4 protein-coding genes are annotated in these 3957 nt (G+C 47.9%); all 4 read left to right on the forward strand.

Annotation, left to right across the window (positions count from 1 at the left end):
• Positions 1 to 691 (forward strand): ATP phosphoribosyltransferase regulatory subunit (locus OEY64_13080; protein MDH5543876.1); only part of this gene is annotated, 691 nt, incomplete at its 5' end.
• A 4-nt stretch (positions 692 to 695) separates the two neighbouring features.
• Positions 696 to 1970: an adenylosuccinate synthase gene (locus OEY64_13085; GenBank protein ID MDH5543877.1), complete on the forward strand. Its 1275-nt coding sequence runs from the start codon at positions 696 to 698 to the stop codon at positions 1968 to 1970.
• Between the two features lie 162 nt (positions 1971 to 2132).
• The gene (locus OEY64_13090) at positions 2133 to 3518 is read left to right on the forward strand and encodes a YchF/TatD family DNA exonuclease (protein MDH5543878.1); all 1386 of its coding nucleotides are present in this window, start codon (positions 2133 to 2135) and stop codon (positions 3516 to 3518) included.
• A 25-nt stretch (positions 3519 to 3543) separates the two neighbouring features.
• Positions 3544 to 3957: lipid-A-disaccharide synthase (locus tag OEY64_13095; GenBank protein ID MDH5543879.1), on the forward strand; the 414-nt coding region annotated here is incomplete at its 3' end.

The raw sequence follows: 3957 nt of genomic DNA on the forward strand, positions 1-3957 counted from the left end.
GACCGAACTGGAAAAGATACTCTCGTCGCTCTCCGTTGATGAGGGGAGGAGCTGGAGAATTATCGCTCTCGCTTCAATGTTTGGGAGTGGTGATGTGCTGGATAAGGCAGATGAGATTGCCGTGACGGACGCTTCAAAGGAAGCGTTAAAAAATCTAAAAAGTATTTATGCCAAGCTGGAGGACGCCGGTCTCTCCGAATTGGTGACTATCGATCTTGGCGAGATGAGGGGCTTTGGCTACTACACAGGTGTAAATATTGAGGTCTTCTCCCCGTCCGGCATCTCCGTCGGCCAGGGTGGGCGCTATGATAATCTCGTAAAGAGATTCGGAGCCGACCTACCCGCTGTCGGCTTTGCTTTTGATATAGACTCCCTCATTGAGGCTTCCCGTGTTGAATCGCTTCTCCCTGTGTGGCGCGGTTCGGATGTTCTTATGCTTGCGACGGGTGATGACGCGGAGGACGCGGCTTTTGATCTAAGGGAGGCAGGAGCGATGGTGACAGTTCCGCTGAAACCTATGACAGAAGACGAAGGAAAAGAGTATGCCGAAAAGATGAATATTTCAAATATTCTATTTCCGGGTAAAGGTAAGGGTGAGTTTAAGGTGCTTGATGTAAAAGGCGGCAAAGCGCATAATCTGGCAGGGAACAAGTTGGTTGATTTTCTTGTAACCGCTAATAATGAGGATTGATTAAATGACTGTAGCCGTACTGGTAGGAATGCAATGGGGCGATGAAGGCAAAGGTAAAATTGTTGATCTTCTGAGCGAAGATATGGATGTGATAGCCCGCTATCAAGGGGGCGCGAACGCGGGACACACCGTTGTTATAAACGGCGAACAATTTATTCTTCATCTGGTACCGTCCGGCATATTGAGAGAGAACAAGGTCTGCGTCATAGGACCGGGAGTCGTCGTCGACCCTACAGCGCTCCTCGATGAGATAGAGGAACTGGAGAACGCCGGTATTGATGTTAAAGGGAGGCTACTGATCTCTCCGCGAGCTCACTGCATACTGCCGGTTAATAAAGAGGTCGACCGCGCGAACGACAGCAGAAAATCACAGAAAAAAATTGGGACGACCGGCAAAGGCATCGGGCCGACCTACTCGGATAAATCGAACCGTATAGGTATACCTCTCCACTATTTCTTTGACAGGGAGAGATTGGAATCCGCTGTCGCCGCGTTGATCGAGCGAAAAAATGTAATCATCGAACATCAGCTTGGCGGGAACACAACTACTCAAAAAGAGGTAGTCGATTATATTATGGAAGTCGCGCCGAGGATAAAGCCGTATGTCGGTGACACAAAGCAGATACTTTGGGACGCGATAGCCTCCGGCAAGGAGATCCTCTGCGAGGGGGCGCAAGGTACTATGCTCGATATAGATCACGGCACATACCCGTTTGTTACCTCGTCCAATACTGTTTCTGGCGGAGCGTGTACCGGGCTTGGAATTCCACCGAAAAACATAAACCGTATTATCGGAATTGTTAAGGCATATACAACTCGCGTTGGCGAAGGGCCGTTCCCGACTGAATTGAAAGATGAGACCGGCGCGCTTCTTCAGGGTGAGGGAGCAGAGTTTGGAGCGACCACGGGACGCCCAAGGCGTTGCGGATGGTTCGATGCCGTCGTAGCTCGATATGCCGTAGATGTGAACGGGATTGATGAGATAGTTCTTACGAAACTTGACGTGCTGGACAAGCTTGAAAAGATAAAGGTTTGCGTTGCTTATGAAGTTGACGGCAAGAGACTGGACAGATTGACCGATAATGTTGCGGTTCTTGAACACGCCAAACCGATATACGAAGAGATGGACGGCTGGAACTCGAAGATAGCAGGAGCTACTGACTATAGCGAGTTGCCGGAAAAAGCAAAGAAGTACATCGACTTTCTGGAAAAGATCTCGGGCGCGAAGATAAAAATAGTTTCTACCGGTCCGGACAGGAACGCAACTATCATACGATAAGGCGTTTAGCCGCGTATTTTCCTGCGTGTCTGTCTTTTCATTATCGCGAGTTGGTATCCCTCCTGAAGTTTTGTATTAAACTGAAAGGATATGAAAAGATATGCTGATATTTTTATGCGCCTCATGTCGGCGCAGGATTTATTTAATTTTTGAAAGGTAAAGATGTTTGCTGATTCTCACGCGCACCTTAATCATAAGGATTACGAAGGCGATATTGAAATAGTCGCAGACAGACTCAATAGGGAAAACTTTCTGGTTCTCAATGTCGCCTATGATCTTGAATCGGGGGAGAAGGCGATAAGCCTGGCGCATCAATACGGTTTCATGAAGGCTTCGGTAGGAGTTCATCCGCATGACGCGGAGAGCGTAACGGAAGCGGATTTAAAAAAATTAAGAGAGCTTGCGAAGGATCGAAATGTTGTTGCCATAGGTGAAACCGGGCTCGACTATTTTCGAAACAAATCACCGAGGGATTCGCAGGAAAAGATTCTTATAGAACATCTGAAAGTTGCAAACGAGAATGGCAAGCCGGTAATTATTCATTGCAGGGATGCTTTCGAAGAGATCGTTCCGATACTTAAAGAACATTTCAATCCTGAATATGGCGGGGTACTGCACTGCTTCTCGGAAGGGGCCGACGAAGCGAAGCGGGGTGAAGACCTCGGATTTTACATATCGTTTGCCGGGAACGTAACCTATAAAAAAGCTGACAAGCTTAGGGAAGCGGCGGCGGTTGTCACCCCGGAACGTCTTCTAATAGAAACCGACGCGCCGTATCTCGCTCCGCAGTCACAGCGCGGCAAGAGGAACGAGCCTCTATTTTTAAAAGAGACTGCAAAGTTTCTTGCCGAATTGCGCGGTGTGACCGTTAGTGATATCGCCAGGTTAACGAACACCAATTACAGAAAGCTATTCCTCGGTGTAGACAAGCCTGACAAGGCGGAGATTGTTTATTGGATAAGGGATTCACTCTATGTAAATGTCACGCGCGGATGCACGAACAATTGCACATTCTGTAACCGGGAAGAGGCTCCTTTGGTGCAGGGGCATTTTCTCGGTCTTGATAAAGATCCTGAATTTGATGAGATAATAAATTCAATAGGGGATTCAAGGCCGTCCGAGCTTGTGTTTTGCGGATTTGGGGAACCGACCATGAGGCTTGAGCTGGTAAAGAAAGTTGCGTCATGGGCAAAGGGGAAAAATCTTAAAACGAGGCTAAATACGAATGGTCATGGTAACCTCATACATGGCAGGGATATTGTGCCGGAGCTTGCCGGGCTTATAGACGTTGCATCGATCTCCTTGAACGCGCATGACAGTGAGACATATAACAGGTTATGCAAGCCGACAATTCCCGAAGGTTGTTTTGAGGCGGTTTTAGATTTTATTGGAAGATGCAAAAATATTTTGCCGGATACAGTAGCGACAGCTATCGGATTGCCGGAACCAAACAGGGAAGGATTTGATTTGGAAAAAACCAGAAAACTCGCCGAAGAGCTTGGCGTAAGGTTTCGAGTCCGCCCCTTCAATATGGTCGGGCAAGGTTGATGATATTAAAATCGCGGGTATCCAGATGAAGTATTTCATTTCAGCCGCCGAGGAATCGGGGGAAATCTACGGCGCGCGCATCGTAAAGGAACTCAAGGCGATCGATACCGACGCGGAGTTCGAGGGGGTCGGTGGCGACAGGATGAAGGCCGCAGGAGTAAAACTTCTGTATCACTCAAAGGATCTCGCTGCGATAGGCCTTATAGATATCCTTAAAAAGATATTTTTCTTTAAAAAGGTATTGGGCGAGATAGGTAATAGATTGAAGTCGCACCGCTATGACGCGGTGATAATCATTGATGCGCCTGAACTTAATTTCCGTATCGGTAAAATGGCTCACAAGGCAGGTATTCCGGTTTTCTATTATGTATGTCCGCAACTTTGGGCATGGCGCAGTTACCGGGTCAACTCTGTAAAGAAGTGGGTCGATACGATGCTG

The sequence above is a fragment of the Nitrospinota bacterium genome (genome assembly GCA_029881495.1).
GTDB lineage: Bacteria > Nitrospinota_A > UBA7883 > JACRGQ01 > JACRGQ01 > JAOUMJ01.